Origin of the sequence: Brevibacterium sp. SIMBA_078, from assembly GCF_046534565.1 — a bacterium.
Classification (GTDB): domain Bacteria; phylum Actinomycetota; class Actinomycetes; order Actinomycetales; family Brevibacteriaceae; genus Brevibacterium.
On the sequence record NZ_JAWRYQ010000194.1, the window covers coordinates 1 to 274 of the forward strand.

At 51.8% G+C, this 274-nt stretch carries 1 protein-coding gene; it reads right to left on the bottom strand.

Features of this window, described 5'->3' with window-relative positions:
• Nucleotides 1-274, bottom strand: a 274-nt coding sequence (locus SB749_RS19410) for an MFS transporter (RefSeq protein ID WP_410711746.1), incomplete at both ends; no start/stop codon positions are given.

The following is a 274-nucleotide window of genomic DNA, read 5'->3' on the forward strand; positions in this document are numbered from 1 at the left end:
GTGGTTGATCAGTCTGCTTGTCCGATCCCTCGTCAATGAAGGCCGCTTCGGCTGGCGTAAGTGCCACTTCATTGCGATTCCGATACATTAAATACCATCCGGCCGCGACGATAATTCCAAGAGCCCCAGTAATGATGAACATCCAGCGCCAACCAAATGCGACCATCATCGCCGTTAGCAAAGGAGGGGCAATGCAGGGTCCAATGCAGGACGAGGCAACAATCATACCTGTTGGCTTTCCTCGCTCACCAATATTGAACCATTCACTGACCAC